The following is a 17,511-nucleotide window of genomic DNA, read 5'->3' as shown; positions in this document are numbered from 1 at the left end:
ATCTTGCTCTGCTCTGTGGCCTGGGCAACTATGTGCCCTGCGACCGTCCGATACCGGACCACCCACCCGAGCCCGAGGAGGATGCATGACCGCCCCGCGGTCCCCCTTCCCAGCCACCTCGCTCCATCGTCCCCGGCGTTTCGCTGCCCTGGTTGTCGCCTTCGTCTCCGCTTCAGCCGGTCTGCCGGCGTTGCTCGGTGCGACGGCGGCACACGCGGTGACGCCCAGGGTCGTCTCTGCCGCGTCCGCCACGGGCGGCACCGGCGCGAGCCTGCCCTACGCCGAGGTCGAGGCGGAGCACGAGCCCACCAACGGAACCGTCATCGGTCCGAGTTTCACGCAGGGTCAGCCGGCCGACGAGGCCTCCGGCCGCAAGGCGGTGACGTTGCAGGGCACCGGCAAGTACGTCACGTTCACCACGCCGGTGGCCACGAACTCGATGGACTTCCGCTACAGCATCCCGGACTCGTCGACCGGCGCCGTCTACACCGCGCCGCTGTCGCTCTACGTCAACGGGGCCAAGCAGGCCGACTTCACGCTCACCAACGCGTACAGCTGGTACTACGGCATCTACCCGTTCACCAACACCCCGAGCAGCGGCAACCCGCACCACTTCTACGACGAGGTCCACCGGCTGCTGCCCACGACCTATCCGGCGGGCACGACCTTCAAGCTGCAGGTCGACTCGGAGGACACCGCTTCCTCGTACACGATCGACCTGGCCGACTTCGAGAACGTGGCCGCGCCGCTCGCCCAACCGGCCGGCTCGGTCAGTGTGACCAGCAAGGGCGCCGACCCGACCGGCGCCGCCGACGCCACCGGCGCGTTCAACGCCGCGATCGCCGCGGCGGGTCCGGGCGGCACCGTGTGGATCCCGCCCGGGACGTACGACATCCCGGGCCACCTCAGCGTGAACGACGTCACCGTCGAGGGCGCCGGCATGTGGTACTCGACGATCAAGGGCACGGCGCCGGGACTCTACGGCAACGCGGCACCGAACCCGAGCACCAAGGTTCACCTGTCGAACTTCGCGATCTCCGGCAACGTCCAACAGCGGTGCGACAGTTGCCAGGTCAACGGCATCGGCGGCGCGATGAGCAACTCGACCGTGAGCAACATCTGGGTCGAGCACATGAAGGTCGGCGCCTGGATGGACGGCCCCATGACGAACCTGACGTTCAGCGGTATGCGGATCCGCGACACCACCGCCGACGGCATCAACCTCCACGGCGGCGTCACCGGCTCGACGATCACCAACAGCAACATCCGCAACACCGGCGACGACGGACTCGCCCTGTGGGCGGACGCCGGTATCGGCGCGGACTCCCAGGACACGATCTCGAACAACACCGTGCAAGTGCAGCAGTTGGCGAACGGCATCGCCGGCTACGGCGGCGACCACAACACGATCACCGGGAACCTCGTCGAGGACACCGGCATCACCCAGGGCGGCGGCATCCACATCGGCCAGCGGTTCAAGTCGACCCCGGTGGGCCTCTACACGATCTCGAACAACACGCTGCTGCGGGACGGCGACCTCGACCCGAACTGGAAGTTCGGCGTCGGCGCCCTGTGGTTCGACGCCCAGCAGGCCACCATCGCCGGGCCGCTCGACGTCAGCAACGCCCTGATCGAGCAGAGCCCCTACGAAGCGATCCAATGGATCCAAGGCACCGTCAACGGAGTCAACCTCGACACCGTGACCATCAGCGGCACCGGTACCTTCGCTCTCCAGGACCAGACCGGCGCCTCAGTGACCGTCAAGAACGTCACCGCCACCGGAGTCGCCCAGGCCAACCAGGGCAAGGCCCCCAGCTACAGCTGCGACATCGGGCACTTCATCGTCACCGATGAGGGCGGCAACTCCGGGATCACCCCCACGCAGTGCGGCCCCTGGCCGGCGCCGGTCTACCCGCCGTACCCGAGCACGACCCACTAGCTCGCCCGGCAGCGGTGCGGCCGCGGGTCACGCGGCCGCACCCGTACGCGTTCGATCGCGGCAGCGGTGACACCGGTTGGGGCACCACACCCGCTCTGACGACCTTCCCGGCCCCGGCACAGCCCGGCGTACGTAAGGCATCGCCGTCCGCGCTGGCGTTCGGCAACGTCACCTCCGTCCAGACCAGCGCAGCGCAGACGGTGACCATCACCAACCGGCACCGCCCCGGCCTCGATCGCCTCGATCACGACCGGCGGTCCGTTCACACAGAGCAAGACGGTGTCAACTACACGACCCTCGTGCCCTCGCGGGGCTACACCTTCAACCCCGTGACCGGCAACACGGCGAGTGCCACCTTCACCGCCAACGCCGGCTGGCCCGCCGGACAACTCTCCGAACTGCAGGTGTTCCAGGGCTGAGACGAGCCGGCCCCAGGCGAGGTGGGTCAGCCTACCGGCGGCGTGGGCGAACAGCCGGGCGCTGCGGGCTCCCTGTGGGGGCGTGAACTGTCCGCGCGTGGGGAGATGACGACGGTGGTGGACGGTCCAGGACGGTCCCGATGTCGCGGTGGCGCGTAGGGGAGGGTGCGGCTGCCGGCGATGCGGCCGAGCCAGTGCGCCGACGGTTTGGGGACGCGCAGGTGGGTGGCGCGGTCGACGGCGATCAGCCCGAACGTGGGCCGGTAGGACCCCCACTCGTAGCCGTCCAGCGCACTGCGGTGCAGGTAACCGCGGACATCGAGGCCGTCGGCCAGGGCTCGGGCGAGGTCGTCGAGGCCGGCCGCGGTGTAGGCGGTGCGGCGGCTGTCGTCGTCGGTGGCGATGCCGTGCTCGGTGACGATCAGCGGGACGTCACCGACCACCTGCGCGGTGTGGCGCAGCGCCTCCCCGAGGGCCTGCGGGTAGAACTCCCAGCCGGTGAGCGTGCGTTCGGCGGACACCGGCAGGGGCAGTGGGCCGTGGGGACCGATCTGGGCGCGGGTGTGCGCCTGGACGCCGGTCCAGTCGTCGCCGCGCGCGGCTTCGAGGAAGACGTCCTCGCGGGCGCGGCGGTAGGCGTCGGCGACGCCCTCGGCGCCGGGCGCGGCCTGGCAGACCTGGTTGGCCACCGACCAGCCGATCTGGACGTGGGGTGCGACGTACTTGATCGCCTGTGTGGCCCTGCGGTGTGCCTGGACGAGTGTGTCGGTGACCCGCGGGTCCGGCAGCGGCAGGCCGCCGCCGTAGGCGAGGCCGGGGCCGGGTCGGGCCAGAGTGCCGAGGACGGCGGTCACGTTCGGCTCGCTGATGGTGCACACATGCCGGACGTCGGAGCGGACGACGCAGGCGGCGGCCCCGGCGTAGCGAGCGAAGCGGTCGGCGGCGTCCGGGGCGGTCCAGCCGCCTCGCTCGGCGAACCAGCGCGGGACGGTGAGGTGGTTGAGCACCACCATCGGGCGCACCCCCTCCTCGTTGGCGCCGTCGACCATCCGGCGGTAGTGGTCGAGTGCCGCCCTGGAGAAGTGACCCGGGGCGGGCTCGATCCGGGCCCACTCGACACCGAAGCGGTAGTCGGTGAATCCGAGGTCGGCGAGCAGGCCTATGTCGACGCGCCAGCGGTGGTAGCTGTCCGCCGCGTCCCCGCTGGGCTCGGCCGGCCCTGCCCCGGTCGTGGCGGCGTGGTGTTCGCGGTGCCACCAGTCGCTGTTGGTGTTGCCGCCTTCGGTGGCGTGCGCCGAGCTGGAGGCGCCGAACAGGAAGTCGTGGGGGAGTGGCAGACCGGGGGCGGAGGAGAACATCGCGGCCCTTTCCGGGTCGGGGCGGCTCGGGGGTGGCGCCGCCTTTCGCCCAGAGTAACTCGAAAACAGTGAGACTGTCTGTTTCCGATTCCTGGCCCCCCGGGCTAGAGTGCTGAGGGTGAGCACCGGTCGGCCCCGTGGCCCTTACGCCAAGACCGCCGAGAGGCGGAGGGTGATCCTCGACGCGGCCCTCGCCGCCTATGCCGAGGCCGGGAGCCGCGGAGTGTCGATCAAGGACATCGCCGACCGGGCAGGCCTGAGCCACACCGGGGTCGTGCACCACTTCGGCACCCGGGAGGCACTGCTCACGGCGGTGCTGGAGGATCGCGACGCGGCCGCTGCCGAGGCCTACGGCGAGGAGGCCGCACTCTGGCGCACTGACATGTTGGCCGCCAACGCCGAGACCCCCGGACTGGTGAAGCTCTTCGTCGACCTGGCCGCCGCGGGCGCCGAAGCCGACCACCCCGCCCACGACTTCTTCGTCGACCGCTACCAAGGGCTGCGCGAGCGCTTCCGCCGTGCGATCGAGGACCGGCCTCCCGTGGCCGAGCGCCCGGCTCCGGCCGGAGGGATCGATGCCGAGTGGGCGGCCCGCATGCTGATCGCCGCCACGGACGGCCTCCAGGTGCAGTGGCTGCTCGACCCCGCGGCCACCGACATCGCGGCCGACATCGGCCGACTGCGCGACGTTCTCCTCGATGCGCTGGACCGGAAGGCGGAACGGGGCGACGTGGCGCAGGGTGATCGCCCGGCCTGACGCCCGCCGCCCGGCAGTTGTGCACGCCGCTGCGGGCGGAAGTGACCGAGGCGGGTCGCGATTCCTGCGTATCCCTACTTTTCTGCGCCCTTATTGCAGGGCGGCTCGCGAGCTTGGCACGGTCGAAGACGCCTCCGGAGGCACCCGCCTCCCGCCCTTGGCATGCGCGATGATGCTCGAAGCTCCGATGATCTTGCGCGAAGATGACTAGATAACGAAGAAGTTATGCAAAATCAAGCATGAGTCTCTAGGCATCGCGCATGCAGCGACCTAGCATCGGTGCCACGCCAAGCACCGAGGCGCCCGCGCAGAGCGGGCTTCACCAGTGGTCGTCCAGTCGCCTCACCCGCGGTCACGAACGCCTCGGCGGTAACCCTCAAACCGTTTAGAGCATCCGGGCTGGACCGAGCGTCGGCCCCGGCCGAAGGAGTAGGCAATGAATCGGCGTCTTCTGAATGCGTCCGTGCTGGCGGCCGGCGCCGCCCTCGCGCTGACGGCCTGTGGCAGTGACAGCAGCGGCGGCGGGAGTGCTTCCGGCGACGGGGTCACGACCATCAAGCTCGTGGCGGCGGACTACGGGTCCAACGGCCAGAACCCGAGCCAGGCCTACTGGGACGGCGTCATCGGCGCGTTCGAGCAGGCCAACCCGAAGATCAAGGTCGATGTCCAGGTCATCAACTGGAACGACATCAGCACCAAGCTGTCGACCATGGTGCAGAACAAGCAGTACCCGGACGTCGTGGAGGGTCCGGGTTACGCGAGCTTCGCGCAGAGCGGCCTGCTCTACACCGCCGACCAGGTGCTCGACCCCGCCGTGCAGGCGAACCTGATCCCCTCGCTGGCGAAGGCCGGCGACCAGGGCGGAGCCGCCTACGGCATCCCGTTCGTCTCCTCCTCCCGCGCGTTCCTGATCAACAACGCGCTGTGGCAGAAGGCCAAGCTGCCGATGAACGGCAACCAGGCTGTGGCGCCCAAGACTTGGGCGGATGTCGAGTCCGACGCCAAGGCGCTCAAGGCAGCCGGCGTGGAGGTGCCGCTCGGGCTGCCGCTGGGCTCCGAGGAGGCGCAGGCCGAGTCCTTCATGTGGGAGATGAACAACGGCGGCGGCTACGTCGACGCGAGCGGCAAGTGGGCCATCAACTCGCCCGCGAACATCGCCACCTTCAAGCAGCTCGGCACGTGGGTGAACGAGGGCCTGACCGAGAAGGACCCGGGGTCGGTCAAGCGCACCGACCTGTACGCGGACTTCGCGTCCGGCAAGGTCGGCATGCTCAACGGGATGCCGATCCAGTTGCAGGACGTCCAGAAGAGCAACCTGGACGTCACCTGGGCCCCGCTGCCGACCGCACAGACAGGGCAGACCCCGCAGACCCTCGGCGTCGGCGACTGGATCTACGGCTTCAAGGCGGGTGGCCACGCCTCCCAGGTCAAGGCGTTCCTGGACTTCGCGTTCCAGAAGCAGTGGCAGGTGAAGTTCGACGAGGAGTACGACCTGCTCCCCGTCACGCAGGACGCCGTCACCCAGGTCAGCAAGGACGTCCCGGCGCTGGTGCCGTTCCTCAAGGCGCTGCCCGCCGCCCGGTTCGTGCCGGTCTCCAACCCGGCCTGGGACACCGTCAACGCCCAGGTGAAGGTGCAGATCGGTGGCGCGCTCAAGGACCCGCAGGGCGTGCTGACCACCCTGCAGACCGCCGCCACCCAGGCCGGCCAGTAGCAGGACGCGGCGGGACGGGCCCTGTCCATCCGTCCCGCCGCGCCCGGCCGTCCGTCGCCCGACCAGCAGGAGAACGTGCTCGTGTCCCAACAGACGACTTCCGCAGAACCCGTGCCGACGCCACCCCTGCCACCACGGCGCGGCGCCAAGGCCGCCAGCGCCCCGAGACCCACCGCGGCCGGTGGACGTAACAGCCTGGCCCGGCTCGGGCCCCTGCCCTGGATCGGCCCGAGCATCGTGCTGATCCTGCTGGTCGTGGTCTGGCCGGTGGCCGAAATGGTGATCACCTCCACCCACCGGATCAACGGTCTCGGCATCGACTTCGGCTTCAACGGCGTCGGCCGCTACACGAAGCTCTTCGACGACCCGCGGCTCGGCTCGGTGATGCTGTGGACGGTGCTGTGGACCGTCCTGGTGGTCGGCTTCACCATGGTGATCTCGCTGGCCCTGGCCCAGCTCTACAACCAGAACTTCCCCGGACGCAGGGTCACCCGCTGGGCTCTGATCATCCCGTGGGCCGCGTCGGTGATCGTCACCTCGATCGGGTTCCGCTGGATGCTGGACGAGGTCGCCGGCATGCTCAACCGGCTGATGCTCGATCTCGGGCTCATCCCGTCGGCGCAGAACTGGACGGGTGACGCCGCACACGCCAAGCCGTGGCTGGTCTTCGTGGCGGTTTTCGTGTCGCTGCCGTTCACCACCTACACGCTGCTCGCCGGCCTGCAGTCCGTGCCCGCGGAGGTGTACGAGGCGGCGCGGGTGGACGGGGCGAGCACCTGGCAGACCTACTTCAGGATCACGCTGCCACTGCTGCGGCCGTCGTTCCTGGTCGCCCTCGTGATCAACCTGATCAACGTGTTCAACTCCTTCCCCGTCATCTGGGGCATGACCCAGGGCGGCCCGAACACCGACACCTCGACCTCCACGGTGTTCATGTACATCCTCGGCCAGACCGACGTGGGGGAGTCCGCGGCGATGTCGGTCGTCAACTTCGCCGTCGTGATCGTCATGGTGCTGCTCTTCCTCAGGGTCAGCCGCTGGAACGAGGAGAGCTGACCATGACCTTGCTCAGACTGCCCGTCGTCAAGAAGTCCCTCATCACCGCGCTGGCCTGGCTGCTGGCGGCGTTCTTCCTCGCGCCCTACCTGGAGATGGTCCTCACGGCCGTGCGCCCGGCGAACGAGCTGCGCGACAACTCCTACCTGCCACACCACTTCGCCTGGAACAACTTCCTGGACGTATGGTCGCAGACCACCATCGGCCAGAACCTGCAGGTCTCCCTGCTCGTCGCCGTCGGTGCGACGCTGCTCACCCTGCTCGTCGCCCTGCCGGCCGCGTACTACACCGCCCGGATCCGGTTCCGGGGCCGCAAGGTGTTCCTGCTGCTGGTGCTGGTCACCCAGATGTTCCAGCCCACGGCCCTGCAGGTGGGTCTGGCACGGGAGTTCACCTCGCTCGGGATGATGGACTCCGATCTCACCCTGATCGTCGCGAACGCCGCCTTCAACCTGGCCTTCGCCGTGTGGATCCTGTCCGCCTACATCTCCTCCATTCCGGCGGAGTTGGAGGAGGCCGCGATGATCGACGGCACCAGCCGGGTCGGGGCCCTGCTCAAGGTGACCCTGCCGCTGGCCCTGCCCGGCGTGGTCACCTGCGTGATCTTCACGTTCATCACGGCCTGGAACGAGTTCGTCATGGGCCTGATCCTGATCAACACCCCGTCCAGGCAACCGCTCACGGTCGGCATCGACTCCATGATCGGCGCCTACCACCCGCAGTGGAACTACATGTTCGCGGCCTCTCTCGTCGCGATCATCCCCGTCGTCGTCCTCTTCGCAAGCATCGAACGCCATGTCGTCTCCGGCCTCACCGCCGGCTCGGTGAAGTAGGGGCCATGAGAAGACGTCTCCTGGATGCGGCGGCACCGGCCCTGGCCGGCCTGCTCGTGCTGACCGGCTGCGGCCTGATCGGCGGACAGGACGGCATTCCCGGCGCCACGATCACCCTCGTCGCGGCCGACTACGGCTCGGACGGCCACAACCCGAGCCGCGCCTACTGGAACAGCCTGATCGCCGCCTTCGAGCAGGTGCACCCGAACATCAACGTCAAAGTCCAGACCTTCAGTTGGACCGACATCGACGCCAAGCTCGCCGCGATGATCCAGGCCGGGCAGTGCCCGGACATCGTCGAGGGCCCCGGCTTCGGCTCCTGGGCCCAGCAGAAGCTCCTGTATCCGGCCGACCAGGTCACCGGTGGCGTCACCGCGGCGGAGTTGCTCCCGGGACTGACCATGGCGGGCGAGCAGGGCATCGTCGAGTACGGCATCCCGTTCGTCGCGTCGACCCGCGCGTTCCTCATCAACAACGCGCTGTGGCGGCAGGCAGGCCTGCCGACCAAGGACGGGAAGGCCGTTGCCCCCAAGAGCTGGGCGGACGTCGAACAGGCGGCACGGCGGATGAAGGCCGCCGGTGTTGCGGTCCCACTCGGCCTGCCCCTGGGGCCTGAGGAGGCACAGGACGAGGCGTTCATGTGGGCGATCAACAACGGTGGCGGATACGCCAATGCCACTGGCAGATGGACCATCGACTCACCTGCGAACGTCGCCACCCTGACCCAGCTGAGCACATGGACGGACCAGGGGCTCACCGAGCAGAACCCCGCATCGGTGGACCGCACCGCCCTGTACGCACAGTTCGCGGCGGGCAAGGTCGGCATGCTCAACGGGATGCCCATCCAGCTCGCCGACATCACCAACCACCACCTGGACGTCACCTGGGCGCCGCTGCCGACCGCGCAAGCAGGGCAGACGCCGCAGACTCTCGGGGTCGCCGACTGGATCTCCGCCTTCAACCCCGGCGGCCACGACCGGCAGATCGGAGCCTTCCTCGACTTCGTCTACCAGCGGCAGTGGCAGGTGAAGTTCGACGAGGAATACGGCCTGCTGCCTGTCACCCAGAACGCCTGGGACCAGGTGCACGACGACGAGCCCGCTCTCGTGCCCTTTCTCGACGCCCTGCCGAACGCCCAGTTCGTGCCCGCCGACCTCCCGGCTTGGAGCGCCGCCGACCGGATGCTCAGGTCCCGCATGGGCCAGATCATCAGGGACCCGCAGCGGGGCCTGGACAGCGTCCAGAACGCCGTGGACCAGGCCGGCGAGTGACCACCCCGCAACTCAGCACATCCACCGAAAGGACCCTGACCATGACCCACGTCGCCGAGGAGATCGCCAGCCAGCCCGCATGCTGGCGCCGCGCCATGCAACTGGCCCCGGCCGGGCTGCCGCAGGCAGGCGAACGGGTGGCCGTGGTCGGCTGCGGTACGTCCCTCTACATCGCCCAGGCCTACGCGGCGTTGCGCGAGAGCGCCGGGCTGGGCGAGACCGATCCCTTCGCCGCGTCCGGGTACCGCTCCACGCGCCGCTACGACCGGCTCGTCGCGATCACCCGCTCCGGCACCACCACCGAGGTCCTCGACGCGCTGGCCCGCGCCCGCGCAGCGGGCATCCCCACCACCGCCCTCACCGGCGACCCGGAGACACCCGTGGCCGCTGCCGCCGACACCGTGGTCGACCTGTCCTTCGCCGACGAGAAGTCGGTCGTGCAGACCCGCTTCGCCACCACCACTCTGGTGCTGCTGCGCAGCGGGCTCGGCCTGACCCCGGCCGGCCTGCCCGAACAGGCCGAGCGGGCCCTGGTCCAGGACCTCCCTCAGGAGGTGCTCGCCGCAGGCCAGTTCACCTTCCTCGGCACCGACTGGACCGTCGGCCCGGCCAACGAGGCCGCCCTCAAGCTCCGCGAGGCCGCCGGAGCCTGGACCGAGTCCTACCCCGCGATGGAGTACCGCCACGGACCGATCAGCATCTCCGGACGCGGCGGAGTCGTCTGGTTCTTCGGCGAGCCCCCGGCCGGACTGCTCGACCAGGTCGTCACCACCGGTGCGACGGTCGTGACCTCGGACCTGGACCCGCTCGCGGACCTGGTGCGCGCCCAGCGGCTCGCGGTCGCCCTGGCCGAGGCCCGGGGCCTGGACCCGGACCGGCCCCGCAATCTGACCCGCTCGATCGTCCTGGCCGGGTCATGACCACGCCCGGGGACGGATCCGCCGACCAGGTCGTGCTCGCCCTGGACGTGGGCGGCACCCACATCAAGGCCGCCGTCATGGCGACCGACGGCACCGTGGTGGACACCGCCGACGCCGCGACCGGTGCCGAACGCGGCCCCGACGCGGTGGTCGAGAACATCCTCGCCCTCGCCGCGACCCTGACCGAGCGTCACCGGCCGGTCGCCGCAGGCGTCGCCGTCCCCGGCGTCGTCGACGAAGGCGCCGGGATCTGCACCTTCGCCGCGAACCTCGGCTGGCGCGAGGTACCGATCCAGCGCTGGGTGGAGGAGGAACTCGCCATCCCCGTCGCGCTCGGCCACGACGTCCGCGCCGGCGGTCTCGCCGAGGCCCGGCTGGGCGCAGGCCGGGGCTGCCGCTCCTTCCTCTTCGTCCCGGTCGGCACCGGGATCGCCGCGGCCATCGTGTTGGACGGCAGGACCCTGCTCGGCGGTCACGGGGGCGCGGGAGAGCTGGGCCACCTGGTGGTGCGCTCCGACGGGGAGCCCTGCGGCTGCGGCAACCTCGGCTGCCTGGAGACCCTCGCGTCCGCCTCCGCCGTCGCCCGCCGCTACCACCGGGCCACCGGTGAGCGGGTGACGGCCGAGGAGGTGGCCCGGCGTGCGGAGGCGGACGACCAGGCCGCGATGGGGGTCTGGCACGACGCCGTCGACGCGCTCGCCGACGGCCTCGCCGCCACCGTCACCCTGCTCGACCCGCGGCGCGTGGTCCTCGGCGGTGGACTCGCCCGGGCAGGCCGTTCCCTGTTCGGCCCGCTCCGCACGGCCTTGGCCGCCCGGCTCACCTTCCAGACGCTCCCCGAAGTCGTCCCGGCCGCCCTCGGCCACCGGGCCGGAAGCCTCGGCGCGGGCCTGCTGGCGCTCGACCTGTGGCAGGCGCGCCGGGGGGCGCGCCGGCCTGGTGCCGCGCCCCAGCTCTACGCGGTCCCCGGCCAGGGCCTACGGCCGCGCGGGGAGGAACGGTGATCCTGACCGTCACTCTCAACGCCGCCCTGGATCTGACGCACCGCCTGGACCGGCTGCGCCCCGGTGCCAGCAACCGCGTCACCGCCGTCGCCGAGCGCGCGGGCGGCAAGGGCGTCAACGTCGCCCGGGTACTCCACGGCCTCGGGCATCCCACCGTCACCACCGGACTCGTGGGCGGACGCAGTGGCCAGGCCCTGCGCCTCGACCTCGCCGAGGCCGGCATCGCCGACGAACTCGTGCCGATCACCGGGGAGACCCGCCGCACCGTCGCGATCGTCGACGAGCAGGCGGGTGCCACCACGATCCTGCTCGAACCCGGCCCGGTCGTCACGGCGACCGAGTGGGCCTGCTTTCTGACACGCTTCGACGGACTGCTGGCCGGCGTGTCCGCCGTGGTGCTCTCCGGCAGCCTGCCGCGCGGCCTCCCCGCCGACTCCTACTCCCAGCTGATCCGACTGGCCCGCGCGCACGGCGTCCCCGCCGTCCTGGACACCGAGGGCGAGCCGCTGCTCGCCGCCCTGCCCGAGCATCCCGACCTCGTCAAACCCAACGTGGACGAACTCGCCTCCAGTACCGGCGAGAGCGATCCGATCACCGCGGCCGCGCGGCTGCGGACCGCCGGAGCCCGCGCCGTCGTCGCTTCGCTCGGCCCTGACGGCCTGCTCGCCCTGACCGACCGCGGCGCCTGGCGGGCCCGGCCGCCCGCGCCCGTGCGCGGCAATCCGACGGGAGCGGGTGACGCGGCCGTCGCCGCGCTGACCCTCGGCCTCGTCAACCGGGAGCCCTGGCCCACCCGGCTCACCGAAGCCGTCGCCCTGTCCGCCGCCGCCGTCGCGGCGCCCCTCGCCGGAAGCTTCGACCCGCAGATGTACGCCCGACTGCTCACCCGCGTGCGCGTCGAAGCCCTCACCGACATGGCAGAAGGAGAGAACCCATGCCCCTGACCGGAACCGGCGCGATCGTCGCCACCGCCGCACGGGCGGGACACGGCGTCGGTGCGTTCAACGTCATCCAGCTCGAACACGCCCAGGCGATCATCGCCGGCGCCGAGCAGGCCGGCGCGCCCGTCGTCCTGCAGATCAGCGAGAATGCCGCCCGCTACCACGGGGCCCTCGCCCCGATCGCCAAGGCGAGCCTGGCCGAGGCCGAGCGCGCCACGGTCGCGGTCTCGGTCCACCTCGACCACGCCACCTCCACCGAGCTCGTGCGCGAAGCCGTGGACCTCGGCTTCGGCTCGGTGATGTTCGACGCCTCCGCCAAGGACTACGAGGACAACCTCGCCGCCACCGCGGACGTCGTCGCCCGCTGCCACGCCGCAGGCTGTTGGGTCGAGGCCGAACTGGGCGAGGTCGGCGGCAAGGACGGCGTGCACGCCCCCGGCGCGCGAACCGACCCCGCCGAGGCCGCGGCTTTCGTCGCCGCCACGGGCGTCGACGCCCTCGCCGTGGCCGTCGGCACCTCCCACGCCATGCTCACCCGCGACGCGTCACTCGACTTCGACCTCATCGCCGCCCTACGCGCCGCCGTTCCGGTGCCGCTGGTCCTGCACGGCTCCTCCGGCGTCGCGGACGAGGACCTGACCGCCGCTGTCCAGCACGGCATGACCAAGGTCAACATCGCCACCCACCTCAACCACGTCTTCACCACTGCGGTGCGCGACGCCCTCACGGCCGACATGCGCCTCGTCGACACCCGCCGCTACCTCGGCCCCGCCCGTGCCGCTACGGCGGAAGAAGTGGCGCGGCTGCTGCGGATCCTGAACGCCCTGAACGCCTCTCAAAGCCATCCCGATCGAAAGTGATTGGAATGTGAAGAATTAGCTCATCTTCAATCATCAACCAGTGCAGAAAGGCACCACCGTGACCAAGCGCACCCGCAACCGCACCGTCCCCCTGTTCCTGAGCGCCGCCGTACTCGTCGGCGGTTCCGCCCTCACCGCCGCCCCCGCGAGCGCCGACGACGGGGTCAGCCAGTCGGCGGCCAACTACTCCGACGCAGCGAACCCCGGCGGCGCCATCGCCCCGGTCCCGCCGATGGGCTTCAACAACTGGGCCCGCGCCCAGTGCACCCCTCAGGCCCCGCTGGACGGATCACCTCAGATCAACTACTCGTTCCAGCAGTACATGGAGGACAACGCCAAGGGCCTGTCCGACGCCGGCCTGATCGCCGCCGGCTACAAGAACGTCACCGTCGACGACTGCTGGATGTACCGCAACAGCTCGGGCTACCTGCACGGCGCGCTCAACTGGGGTGGCGCCACCGACGTCCGCAACACCTCGACGCAGCCCGGATTCGACTCCGAGCTCACCAACTACGGCAGCTACCTGCACGGCCTCGGCGCCAAGTTCGGCATCTACGAGACCTCCGGCACGCACACCTGCAGCACCGCGGCCCCCACCTCACCCAACCTCCCCAACGGCAGCGAGGGTTACGAGCAGAACGACGCCAATTCCTTCGTCGCCTGGGGCGTCGACGAGCTCAAGTACGACAACTGCGGGGACCAGGAGCCGGTGCAGACGCTCGACACCCGCATGTCGAACGACCTGAGCACCGCGGTTACCAACGCCAACAACGCGGGCACCGCCACCCCGAACGTCATGTTCAACATCTCCGCCCCGGCCGGGCTCGCGAACGGCTCCGCCAAGTTCGCCGCCATGGACTGGGTCCGCCCGCTCGGCCAGCTCTGGCGCGTCGGCCCCGACATCTACAACGACCAGGACAACGGTGCCACCGACCCCTGGAACCAGGCCCTCGGTGTCCAGTCCTCCTACAACTTCGGCGCCTACCAGAGCTTCGACAACACCCTCGAACTCGCCCGCTACACCTCGCCCGGCAACTGGAACGACGCCGACATGCTGCTCATCGGCGACAACGGGATGACCACCCCCGAGGAGCGCAGCCAGATGTCGCTGTTCTCCGCACTCGGCGCACCACTGGTCATCTCCACCGACGCCCGCAAGTTCGAACCCTCCTACATCTCCTCCCTCGCCACCACCGACCCCGCCATGGCCACCCACCTGCAGAACTCCGTCGCCATCCTCGGCGACAGCGAGGTCATCGCGGTCGACCAGGACTCCCTCGGCGCCGGTGCCTACCGCGTCAGCGGCGGCGCCACCAACGCCGACGGCACTCCGGCGGCGAGCAGCGGCATCGATGTCGTCGTCAAGCCGCTGGCCGACGGCAGCCGCGCCGTCGTCGTTCTCAACAAGGGCTCCGCCACTGCCCACTACACCCTCGACCTGAACGCCCTCGGTTTCAGCGCCTCCGGCGGCAGCTACACCGTCCGGGACCTGTGGGCCCACAGCACCAGCACCTCGACCGGAACCGTCGCGCTCTCCATCGGGTCCCACGACAGCGCCATGCTCAAGATCACCCCGCCCAGCGGCGCCACCTTCACCCCGCGCGGGCAGATCACCGTCTCCCGCAACGACTGGAGCAAGGAATCGCTCTGCCTGGACAACTACCGGTCCGGGACCGGCACCAACAACCCCGTCGACGTGTACAACTGCACCGGCAACTCCAACCAGCAGTGGCAGATGAACACCGACGGCTCGGTCCAGCTGCTCCAGACCGGCACCTCCAACCTCTGCCTGACCCCGCAGAGCGGCACCAGCACCGGAACCGTCAACGGCCAGACGGGTCAGTGGGTCGGCATCGCCGCCTGCGGCTCCGCCCCCGGCTACCAGACCTGGACCTACAACCGCGACGGCAATCTCAAGCTCGCCGGCACCGGTAACTGCCTCGACGTCTACAACGGCACGACCACCACCCCCGGCACCCCGGTCGACCTCTACAACTGCGGCGCCGCACCGAACGCCATCCAGACCAACCAGACATGGGCGGCCCCGTTCAGCGCCCCGCCCGCCGCCTGACCCTCCGCCACCAGCTCCGCCCAGGCCCGCGCCGCACGCGACGCGGGCCGCTGAGCTGCGCCTGCGCACGGTACCCTCGGGGGCCTGAACCGACGCGGAGGAGTAGGTCATGGCGGCACACGAGCGCTGGTCGCAGCTGCTGGAGCTGCTCGGCGCCCAGGGCAGGATCGGCGTGGAGGAGGCAGCCGAGGCACTCGGCGTCTCCCCGGCCACTGTGCGGCGCGACCTGGAGGAGCTCGCCGCCCAGCAACTGCTCATCCGCACCCGCGGCGGCGCTGTCGCCGCCGCCGTCGCCTACGACCTGCCCATCCGCTACAAGACCGCCCGCCAGGCGGACGAGAAGCACCGCATCGCCAAGGCCGCCGCGGCCCTCATCCCGCCGGGCTCCATCGTCGGCCTCAACGGCGGCACCACCACCTCCGAGGTCGCCCGCGAGCTCGCCACCCGAGCCGACCTCGCCGAACACGCCGACGGCACCGCCCTGACGGTGGTGACCAACGCGATCAACATCGCGAGCGAACTCGCGGTCCGGCCCCACGTGAAGACCGTCGTCACCGGAGGCGTCGCCCGCCCCAGCTCCTTCGAGCTCACGGGCCCGCTCGCGATGCTGGTCATGGCGGGGCTCTCGCTGGACTACGCGGTCCTCGGCGTCGACGCCATCGACCCCGGGTTCGGCGCCCTCACCCACGACGAGAGCGAAGCCGGCGCCAACCGTGCCATGGCCGAACACGCCGACAAGGTCATCATCGTCGCCGACTCCACCAAACTCGGCCGCCGCGCCTTCGCCCGGGTGTGCACCATCGACGAGATCTCAGTCCTGGTCACCGACAAGAACGCGCCCGAAGAGATGGTCGAACAACTCTCCTCCAGAGGCGTCGACGTGCTCTGCGTCTGACAGGTCATCGACCTGGGCCGGCCTCAGTCGTGGTGGCGGTGCTTGTTCGCCTGGGCCAACTTGGCGTCGGCAGCCGCGATCTCCTGCTGCCGGCGCTGCTCGGCGAAATCGGCCGCCGACCGCTTCCAGGCCTCGTGCTTGGCCTCCAGCTTGAGCACGTCCAGGACCACATGCTTGTGGTCGGCGCTGTAGCGGACCGGGACGATCGTCCCGACCTCGAGGTCACCGAGCTTCGAGGTGTCGAGGTACGCGGACGAGAACGCGCCCTCGGTACCGTCCTCGAACTTCATGTGCCCCTCGATACCGAGGTAGAAGCCGGAGTAGGCCCGGTCGCCCTTCATGCCCTCGACCTTCTGCTTGGTGATCACTCCCTGGCCCTCAAGACCCTCGTGCAGGAGCTTGTGGTGCAGCAGCTTGTCGAACATGCCGGGATCCTCTCGCGCCGGCCACGGGCGGGCGGCTGCAGAGTACACCGTAGCCCTCGCCCGACCTCTGCTGAACCGTCACGCGCGATCCCCCGAGCTGGACCGAACGGGCGAGAAGTGAGCGCAGGAGTGCGCGTGCTCGGCACGTCCGGACGAGGATGATTCGCCCCTGATCTAGCCTGGCGGCGCGACCGCGACAGGAGGCCGCGGAAGGGCGGCTGAACGGATGGGGCGTGGGTCCAGGCTGACGCGCAGGTTCTTGTTCCTGGTGGCGGCGCTCTCGATCGTCGCAGGCGTGACGCTGGGCGGGTACGTGGCATGGCTGCGCGTCGGGGCGGCGCCGACACCGGATGCGAACCAGGCGGCGCGTACCGATCGGCTGGCGTCAGCGTTGGCGCGTCCGCGCGGCGCGGACACGGTGGCGCCCCCGCGGGCGGGGGACGTCGTGGCGGTCGTCCGGATCCCGGCGCTGGGCCGCACCTGGGCGTACCCCGTCTACGAAGGGACCGACGACGCGGAGTTGAGCAAGGGCCTCGCGCACTACCCAGGTACGGCGGGCCCCGGTGGCGTGGGCAACTTCGCGATCGCCGGGCACCGCTCGTCGATCACCGGCTTCGAGCCCTTCGCCGATCTGCCGGATCTGGTGCACCCCGGCGACGTGATCACCGTCACGGCCCGCGGCGGGGTCTTCACCTACACGGTCACCGCGACGCAGAACGTCTCTCCCAGCGCGGTCCAGGTTCTCGCTCCCGACCAGGGCCGCGGTGCGGACCCCGCACAGCGGCTGATCACGTTGACGACGTGCACACCTCGTTTCGGGCACACCGGCCGGTATGTGGTCTTCGGCCGGCTGGAGTCCTTGCACGGGTGAGCCGCCGGAGTGAATTCCGGGACCCCATCGGACCCCAGTGATGCGTCGGTGCCGTCTTCGGTGCGCCGCCTCCGCTACTAGTCGTCCCATGGCGAGACTCGCCGAAATTCCCCACCCCGTCTCGTGCGGTTCCGGGGAATGCGCGACGGCTCGTCAGGAAATCATCGGCGCCCCGTG

The 17,511-nt window shown here is 70.3% G+C and carries 16 protein-coding genes; 14 read left to right on the top strand and 2 right to left on the bottom strand.

Going from position 1 to position 17,511, the window contains the following annotated elements:
* The first annotated feature begins 85 nt into the window (after positions 1 to 85).
* Positions 86 to 1,939: a glycosyl hydrolase family 28-related protein gene (locus DN069_RS11275; protein WP_111500775.1), complete on the top strand. Its 1,854-nt coding sequence runs from the start codon at positions 86 to 88 to the stop codon at positions 1,937 to 1,939.
* Positions 1,940 to 2,139: 200 nt separating this feature from the next.
* The gene (locus DN069_RS39365) at positions 2,140 to 2,358 is read left to right on the top strand and encodes a hypothetical protein (protein WP_133259890.1); all 219 of its coding nucleotides are present in this window, start codon (positions 2,140 to 2,142) and stop codon (positions 2,356 to 2,358) included.
* 26 nt (positions 2,359 to 2,384) lie between these two features.
* Here the strand turns inward: DN069_RS39365 and DN069_RS11265 are convergent, their stop codons facing one another.
* Positions 2,385 to 3,716, bottom strand: a complete 1,332-nt coding sequence (locus tag DN069_RS11265) for a family 1 glycosylhydrolase (protein ID WP_111500773.1) — start codon at positions 3,714 to 3,716, stop codon at positions 2,385 to 2,387.
* A 118-nt stretch (positions 3,717 to 3,834) separates the two neighbouring features.
* Here DN069_RS11265 and DN069_RS11260 point away from each other — a divergent pair, with 118 nt between their 5' ends.
* The 11 genes from DN069_RS11260 to DN069_RS11210 all read left to right on the top strand — a co-directional run bounded on the left by DN069_RS11260 (position 3,835) and on the right by DN069_RS11210 (position 16,038).
* Entirely contained in the window at positions 3,835 to 4,473 is a 639-nt protein-coding gene (locus DN069_RS11260) for a TetR/AcrR family transcriptional regulator (RefSeq protein WP_133259889.1), read from the top strand.
* Positions 4,474 to 4,909: 436 nt separating this feature from the next.
* Positions 4,910 to 6,187 (top strand): extracellular solute-binding protein, encoded by a 1,278-nt coding sequence (locus DN069_RS11255; protein WP_111500771.1) that lies wholly within the window; start codon positions 4,910 to 4,912, stop codon positions 6,185 to 6,187.
* Between the two features lie 111 nt (positions 6,188 to 6,298).
* Positions 6,299 to 7,243 carry a carbohydrate ABC transporter permease gene (locus tag DN069_RS11250; RefSeq protein WP_424556272.1) on the top strand — a complete coding sequence of 315 codons (945 nt, stop codon included), beginning with the start codon at positions 6,299 to 6,301 and terminating at the stop codon, positions 7,241 to 7,243.
* A gap of 2 nt (positions 7,244 to 7,245) precedes the next feature.
* Complete coding sequence (locus tag DN069_RS11245) at positions 7,246 to 8,076, top strand: carbohydrate ABC transporter permease (RefSeq protein WP_111500770.1); 831 nt, start codon at positions 7,246 to 7,248, stop codon at positions 8,074 to 8,076.
* Between the two features lie 5 nt (positions 8,077 to 8,081).
* Entirely contained in the window at positions 8,082 to 9,347 is a 1,266-nt protein-coding gene (locus tag DN069_RS11240; RefSeq protein ID WP_111500769.1) for an extracellular solute-binding protein, read from the top strand.
* 41 nt (positions 9,348 to 9,388) lie between these two features.
* Positions 9,389 to 10,267 (top strand): SIS domain-containing protein, encoded by an 879-nt coding sequence (locus DN069_RS11235; protein ID WP_111500768.1) that lies wholly within the window; start codon positions 9,389 to 9,391, stop codon positions 10,265 to 10,267.
* Entirely contained in the window at positions 10,264 to 11,271 is a 1,008-nt protein-coding gene (locus tag DN069_RS11230) for an ROK family protein (protein WP_111500767.1), read from the top strand. Before DN069_RS11235 ends, DN069_RS11230 begins: the two co-directional genes overlap by 4 nt.
* The gene (locus DN069_RS11225; protein WP_111500766.1) at positions 11,268 to 12,215 is read left to right on the top strand and encodes a 1-phosphofructokinase family hexose kinase; all 948 of its coding nucleotides are present in this window, start codon (positions 11,268 to 11,270) and stop codon (positions 12,213 to 12,215) included. The genes DN069_RS11230 and DN069_RS11225 overlap by 4 nt, the downstream gene beginning before the upstream one ends.
* Positions 12,206 to 13,072, top strand: a complete 867-nt coding sequence (locus DN069_RS11220) for a class II fructose-bisphosphate aldolase (protein WP_111500765.1) — start codon at positions 12,206 to 12,208, stop codon at positions 13,070 to 13,072. The genes DN069_RS11225 and DN069_RS11220 overlap by 10 nt, the downstream gene beginning before the upstream one ends.
* 40 nt (positions 13,073 to 13,112) lie before the next feature.
* Positions 13,113 to 15,143 (top strand): ricin-type beta-trefoil lectin domain protein, encoded by a 2,031-nt coding sequence (locus tag DN069_RS11215; protein WP_111500764.1) that lies wholly within the window; start codon positions 13,113 to 13,115, stop codon positions 15,141 to 15,143.
* A 109-nt stretch (positions 15,144 to 15,252) separates the two neighbouring features.
* Complete coding sequence (locus DN069_RS11210) at positions 15,253 to 16,038, top strand: DeoR/GlpR family DNA-binding transcription regulator (protein WP_111500763.1); 786 nt, start codon at positions 15,253 to 15,255, stop codon at positions 16,036 to 16,038.
* A gap of 23 nt (positions 16,039 to 16,061) precedes the next feature.
* On the opposite strand, the gene DN069_RS11205 is transcribed toward DN069_RS11210, so the two are convergent.
* Complete coding sequence (locus DN069_RS11205; RefSeq protein WP_111500762.1) at positions 16,062 to 16,463, bottom strand: hypothetical protein; 402 nt, start codon at positions 16,461 to 16,463, stop codon at positions 16,062 to 16,064.
* Between the two features lie 295 nt (positions 16,464 to 16,758).
* On the opposite strand from DN069_RS11205, the gene DN069_RS11200 reads away from it, so the two are divergent.
* Positions 16,759 to 17,334, top strand: coding sequence for a sortase (locus tag DN069_RS11200; RefSeq protein ID WP_165845467.1), 576 nt, complete (start codon positions 16,759 to 16,761; stop codon positions 17,332 to 17,334).
* The last annotated feature ends 177 nt before the right edge of the window (positions 17,335 to 17,511 follow it).

Origin of the sequence: Streptacidiphilus pinicola (assembly GCF_003258295.1) — a bacterium.
Taxonomy (GTDB): Bacteria; Actinomycetota; Actinomycetes; order Streptomycetales; family Streptomycetaceae; genus Streptacidiphilus; species Streptacidiphilus pinicola.
Note: the sequence above shows the minus strand (reverse complement) of the source record. Positions and strands in the feature narration are given on the sequence as shown.

Excerpts from the sequence above, each read along its gene's own strand:
- DN069_RS11275 (WP_111500775.1), top strand. The coding sequence starts at position 86 with ATGACCGCCCCGCGGTCCCCCTTCCCAGCCACCTCGCTCCATCGTCCC.
- DN069_RS11265 (WP_111500773.1), bottom strand. The coding sequence starts at position 3,716 with ATGTTCTCCTCCGCCCCCGGTCTGCCACTCCCCCACGACTTCCTGTTC.
- DN069_RS11255 (WP_111500771.1), top strand. The coding sequence starts at position 4,910 with ATGAATCGGCGTCTTCTGAATGCGTCCGTGCTGGCGGCCGGCGCCGCC.
- DN069_RS11245 (WP_111500770.1), top strand. The coding sequence starts at position 7,246 with ATGACCTTGCTCAGACTGCCCGTCGTCAAGAAGTCCCTCATCACCGCG.
- DN069_RS11240 (WP_111500769.1), top strand. The coding sequence starts at position 8,082 with ATGAGAAGACGTCTCCTGGATGCGGCGGCACCGGCCCTGGCCGGCCTG.
- DN069_RS11235 (WP_111500768.1), top strand. The coding sequence starts at position 9,389 with ATGACCCACGTCGCCGAGGAGATCGCCAGCCAGCCCGCATGCTGGCGC.
- DN069_RS11230 (WP_111500767.1), top strand. The coding sequence starts at position 10,264 with ATGACCACGCCCGGGGACGGATCCGCCGACCAGGTCGTGCTCGCCCTG.
- DN069_RS11220 (WP_111500765.1), top strand. The coding sequence starts at position 12,206 with ATGCCCCTGACCGGAACCGGCGCGATCGTCGCCACCGCCGCACGGGCG.
- DN069_RS11210 (WP_111500763.1), top strand. The coding sequence starts at position 15,253 with ATGGCGGCACACGAGCGCTGGTCGCAGCTGCTGGAGCTGCTCGGCGCC.
- DN069_RS11205 (WP_111500762.1), bottom strand. The coding sequence starts at position 16,463 with ATGTTCGACAAGCTGCTGCACCACAAGCTCCTGCACGAGGGTCTTGAG.